At 69.6% G+C, this 5410-nt stretch carries 4 protein-coding genes; 3 read left to right on the top strand and 1 reads right to left on the bottom strand.

The genetic code is table 11. The features are described from left to right. Window positions 1–95: 95 nt before the first annotated feature. Window positions 96–830, bottom strand: coding sequence for an SDR family oxidoreductase (locus tag ACWC9R_RS36780; RefSeq protein WP_450738205.1), 735 nt, complete (start codon window positions 828–830; stop codon window positions 96–98). A 499-nt stretch (window positions 831–1329) separates the two neighbouring features. On the opposite strand from ACWC9R_RS36780, the gene ACWC9R_RS36775 reads away from it, so the two are divergent. From ACWC9R_RS36775 to dnaK, 3 genes are all read left to right on the top strand, one after another. After that, entirely contained in the window at window positions 1330–2538 is a 1209-nt protein-coding gene (locus ACWC9R_RS36775; RefSeq protein WP_450738203.1) for a cytochrome P450, read from the top strand. A gap of 275 nt (window positions 2539–2813) precedes the next feature. Beyond that, a complete protein-coding gene (locus tag ACWC9R_RS36770) occupies window positions 2814–3875 on the top strand; it encodes a type III polyketide synthase (protein ID WP_450738201.1) in 1062 nt (353 codons plus the stop codon). Window positions 3876–4261: 386 nt separating this feature from the next. Then, window positions 4262–5410: molecular chaperone DnaK (gene dnaK, locus ACWC9R_RS36765; protein WP_450738200.1), on the top strand; the 1149-nt coding region annotated here is incomplete at its 3' end.

The raw sequence follows: 5410 nt of genomic DNA, 5'->3' as shown, positions 1-5410 counted from the left end.
GCGCCCCGGCCCGCCCTCGCCGGGCCCCCCCGCCCCCGCGGGCCCGCCCCCCCCCCCCCCCGGCGGGGGCCCGGCCCGCTGCCGTACGGCGCCCGCTACCGGGTCCGGGCCGCCGGTCGCACCACCACCTCGTTCACATCCACCTCCGGTGGCTGGTTGACCGCGAAGGCGATGGCGTCGGCGATGGCCGCGGCCGGCAGGGCCACGGCGCGGTAGGCCGTCATGGCGTCGCGGGCCGCCGGGTCGGTGATGGTGTCCGCGAGTTCGGACTCGGTGACGCCCGGCGAGACCACGCTGACCCGGATGCCGTTCGTGGACTCCTGGCGCAGCCCGTCGGAGATCGCGCGGACCGCGAACTTGGTGGCGCAGTAGACCGCGGCGGTGGGCACCACCTCGTACGCGCCGATCGACGCGATGTTGACGACGTGTCCGGCGCCCTGGGCCCGCATCACGGGCAGTGCGGCGGCGATGCCGTGCAGCACCCCGCGCACGTTCACATCGAGCATCCGGTCCCACTCCTCCACCAGCAGCGACTCCAGTGGCGACAGCGGCATCACTCCCGCGTTGTTGACCAGCACGTCGATCCGTCCGTGTTCCGCTTTCGCCGCGTCGACGAAGGACCGCATGTCGTCGAGCGAGGTGACGTCCAGGCGCCGGTAGGACGCGGTGCCTCCGTGGGCGCGGAGGTCGTGGGACAGCTTCTCCAGCCGGTCGGTGCGGCGGGCGCCGAGGACGACGCGGTGTCCGTCGGCGGCCAGGCGGCGGGCGGTCGCCTCGCCGATGCCGCTGCTCGCGCCGGTGATCAGGATGACCTTCTCCTGCTCCGTCATGGCTGCTCCCTTGTTCGTTGCCATCACCGGTGAGCCTCCACGGCGGCCCGCACCGCAACCAGGACGAGCCGTGCCGGGGTGCCGCACACCCAGGGACCTCCGTCCCGGCTCTTTTGCCGTTCCGGCAACCAGGTTTGCCGCCATGCCCGCCCCTTCCGGCCGAGGTGACGCCGCACGGGCCGTAGCCGCCCTCCCGCGCCGACGACCCGGCACCGCGGGAGCCGTTCGCCGACCGTACGGAAGCCGGGCTCACCCTTATGGCGCAATACCCCGGGCACCCGCCCACGGCCGTAATTCACCGGGGAACAGCGGAGCGCGGCACCCACCATTCCGTAGCGTGATCGAACGGTAAAGCCGCCCCCGCACACCCGTGTTTACGATATCCGGGATGAATGGGCGCACTGCCGGCTGACGGCCCGGTACGCACTGGTACCTGCGCCTCAATTCTGCCTTCACAGACGGTGAATCCACTCGTCATCTATGACTTCGGGAGTTCATTATGGAACCCGGCGCCACCGTGTGGAACTGCCCCTTCGACTACGCCGAGGCACTGGAATTCGATCCGACGCTCAAGCGTCTGCTGACCGAGGAACCGGTTGCCCGCATCAAGCTGCCCTACGGGGAGGGCGAGGCCTGGCTCGTGACCCGGTACGAGGATGTGCGCACGGTGACGACCGACCGGCGCTTCAGCCGCAGCGCCATCATCGGCCGGGACTTCCCGCGGATGACTCCCGAGCCGATCGTGCAGGACGAGGCCATCAACGTGATGGACCCGCCCGCCAGCAGCCGCCTGCGGAGTCTGGTCTCCAAGGCGTTCGCCCCGCGCCAGGTCGAGCGGATGCGGGCCCGCACCCAGCACGTCGTCGACGACCTGCTGGACCGGATGACCGCCCAGGGCTCCCCGGCCGACCTGATGGAGAGCCTGGCGTCCCCGCTGCCGCTGACGACGATCTGCGAGGTCCTCGACATCCCCGAGGCCGACCGGGCGCAACTGCGCGGGCACGCACGGACGATGATGAACGTCACCGTGGAGAACCGGGACAGCGCCGTCCGCGCCAAGGCCGACATGCGCGCGTACTTCAAGACGCTGACCGCCAAGCGGCGCCAGCACCCGGGAGACGACCTGATCAGCGCCCTGGCGACGGCGCGCGACGGCGACGAGCTCCTCAACGACCAGGAACTCACCGTCCTGGCCATGGTCCTGCTCATCACCGGCCAGGACACCACCACCTACGAGATCGGCAACCTCGCCTACACCCTGCTGACCCGGCCCAAGGACCTCGCGAGGGTACGGGCCCACCCGGAGAGGCTGCCGCAGGCGATGGAGGAGCTGCTGCGGTTCATCCCCTTCCGCAAGGGCGTCGGTATCCCCCGCGTCGCCACCGAGGACGTGGAGCTGAGCGGGGTGACGATCCGGGCCGGGGACATCGTGCACGTCTCCTACCTGACCGCAAACCGGGACGGCCGGAAGTTCGACCGGCCCGACGAGCTGGACCTGGAGCGCGAGGACCGGCCGTCGCACATGACCTTCGGCTGGGGCGGCCACCACTGCCTGGGCGCCCCGCTCGCCTTCACGGAGCTGGAGGTCGCGCTCGGCTCCCTCCTGGAGCGCTTCCCCGGGCTCCGGCTGGCCCAGCCGGCCGAGGAGGTGCGCTGGAACACGACCTCGATCTGGCGCTATCCGCTGGAGCTCCCGGTCGCCTGGTAATGCGGGCAGGGCGCCGCGCATGCAGAACTCACCTCACTGGCGTACGGTTACAAGTCGGAAAGAAGATCCACCTGTACGGGGAGAGTTCATTCTTCGACGACTGGCCCGCGCACAGTTCTCTCCAGGGTCGCGCATTTCAGTCCGCCGATTCCGCCGCGGTCAACACTCCGGTTCTCCGGACGGGTTGACCGCGGCGGGAGGCACCGGACGACAGCGATCCGAAATGGAATCCGGGAATTCCCTGCCGGGCCACATGTCTGCAAGGAGCCCATCCCATGGCGGTTCTGTGCAAACCCGCAATCGCGGTCCCTGAATACGTCATCACCCAGGACGACACCCTCGAACTCGCGCGACGGCTGCACAAGGATCATTCGCAGCTGAGACTGGTGCTCCGCCTGATCGAGCACACCGGTGTCCGCAAGCGGCATCTGATCCAGCCGATCGACAAGGTGCTCAAGCACCCCGGGCTCGACTCCCGCAGCGCGGTCTACGAGGAGGAGTCCAAGGCCCGCGTCCCGGCCGTGGTGCGCAAGGCGCTCGACCAGGCCGAACTGGAGCCGGACCAGATCGACTTGATCGTCTATGTCTCCTGCACCGGCTTCATGATGCCGTCCCTGACGGCATGGCTCATCAACACCCTCGGCTTCCGTTCGGACACCCGGCAGATGCCGATCGCCCAACTCGGCTGTGCCGCGGGCGGCGCGGCGATCAACCGGGCCCATGACTTCTGCACGGCGTACCCCGACTCCAACGTCCTCATCGTCGCGTGCGAGTTCTGCTCACTGTGCTACCAGCCGACGGATCTGGGTGTCGGATCGCTGCTGTCCAACGGGCTGTTCGGCGACGCGGTGGCCGCCGCCGTGGTCCGGGGAAGCGGCGGTACCGGCGTCCGCCTGGAGCGCAACAGCTCGTACCTGATCCCGCACACCGAGGACTGGATCTCCTACGCGATACGGGCCACCGGATTCCACTTCCAGTTGGACAAGCGCGTGCCCGGCACCATGGAGCCGCTCGCCCCGGCCTTGCGGGCCGTCGCGGAGCAGCACCAATGGGACGCGGGTGAACTGGACTTCTACATCGTCCACGCGGGCGGTCCGCGCATCCTGGACGACCTGTGCCGCTTCCTCGAAGTGCCACCCGAGGCGTTCCGCTTCAGCCGGGCGACGCTGACCGAGTACGGCAACATCGCCAGCGGCGTGGTGCTCGACGCCCTGGCGAGGATGTTCGACGAGGAGTCGGCCGTCGAGGGCCAGCGCGGGCTGCTGGCGGGCTTCGGCCCCGGCATCACCGCCGAGATGTCCCTCGGCACCTGGGCCGCGGCACCCGTCACGGCGTGAGCACGACCGCGCGGTGCGCCCGGCCGGTGATCCGCCGGGCGCACCGCGCCGGTGCCCGCGCGGCGCGTACCCCGGCGGATCACTCCGCTGGGGTAGCGGGCGGACCGGCGTGGGGGTGGCCGCGCGGCGGGCGGCGGGGCCCTGCCGGCCCGGGAGGCGCCGAGGCGCGGCCGGACGCCGGGAGCGGGATCACCGGCGGGCGGCGGCCGGGAGTGGCCCGGCAGCGGTTGGCGCATACCGGACTTTTGCCTTGAATAGGAATATCTTGACATGTGGGTCAGCGCGACTTATGCAGATGAATAGAGGCGGCTTGCTCCCCGTATCAGCAGGTGAGGAGGCCTACGCGGGGCCGTTCCGCGAGCGGGCCGCAAGGTGAGGAGAAGACCATGGCGCGTGCAGTGGGTATTGACCTTGGTACGACGAACTCGGTGGTCAGTGTGCTGGAGGGCGGCGAGCCCACGGTCATCACCAACGCCGAGGGCGCCCGGACGACCCCCTCGGTGGTCGGCTTCGCCAAGGGCGGCGATGTGCTGGTGGGCGAGATCGCCAAGCGGCAGGCGGTGACCAACGTCGACCGCACCGCGCGGTCGGTCAAGCGCCACATGGGCGAGTCGGACTGGCGCTTCCCGGACCACGGCGACATCGACGGCAAGCAGTACACCGCCCAGGAGATCGCCGCGCGGGTGCTGCAGAAACTCAAGCGCGACGCCGAGGAGTATCTGGGCGAGGACGTCACGGACGCCGTGGTCACCGTTCCGGCGTACTTCAACGACTCCCAGCGCACCGCGACCAAGGAGGCCGGCGAGATCGCGGGCCTGAAGGTGCTGCGGATCGTCAACGAGCCGACCGCGGCGGCCCTGGCCTACGGCCTCGACAAGGAGCACGACCAGACCATCCTGGTCTTCGACCTCGGCGGCGGCACCTTCGACGTCTCACTGCTGGAGATCGGTGACGGCGTCGTCGAGGTGAAGGCCACCAACGGCGACACCCACCTGGGCGGGGACGACTGGGACCAGCGGATCGTCGACTATCTGACCAAGCAGTTCAAGAACGCGTACGGCATCGACCTGTCCCAGGACAAGATGGCCACCCAGCGGCTCCGGGAGGCGGCCGAGAAGGCGAAGATCGAACTGTCGGCGGCGACCGAGACCACGATCAATCTGCCGTACCTGAGTGCGTCGGCCGACGGGCCGCTGCACCTGGACGAGAAGCTCACCCGCTCCCAGTTCGAGCAGCTCACCTCTGACCTGCTGGAACGCTGCAAGACGCCGTTCCACAACGCGATCAAGGACGCCGGGATCAAGGTCTCCGACATCGATCATGTGATCCTGGTCGGCGGCTCGACCCGGATGCCCGCGGTGACCGAGCTGGTCAAGGAGCTGACCGGCAAGGACCCGCACAAGGGCGTCAACCCGGACGAGGTCGTCGCCGTCGGCGCCGCCCTCCAGGCCGGTGTCCTCAAGGGTGAGGTCAAGGACGTCCTCCTGCTGGACGTCACCCCGCTGTCCCTCGGTATCGAGACCAAGGGCGGCATC

This window comes from Streptomyces sp. NPDC001219, assembly GCF_053597915.1.
The sequence above is the reverse complement of the archived record's forward strand: the minus strand, read 5'-3'. Positions and strand labels throughout refer to the sequence as shown.

What these genes read in the sequence shown, in the direction of transcription:
- ACWC9R_RS36780 (WP_450738205.1), bottom strand. Translation starts at nt 830, where the DNA reads ATGACGGAGCAGGAGAAGGTCATCCTGATCACCGGCGCGAGCAGCGGC.
- ACWC9R_RS36775 (WP_450738203.1), top strand. Translation starts at nt 1,330, where the DNA reads ATGGAACCCGGCGCCACCGTGTGGAACTGCCCCTTCGACTACGCCGAG.
- ACWC9R_RS36770 (WP_450738201.1), top strand. Translation starts at nt 2,814, where the DNA reads ATGGCGGTTCTGTGCAAACCCGCAATCGCGGTCCCTGAATACGTCATC.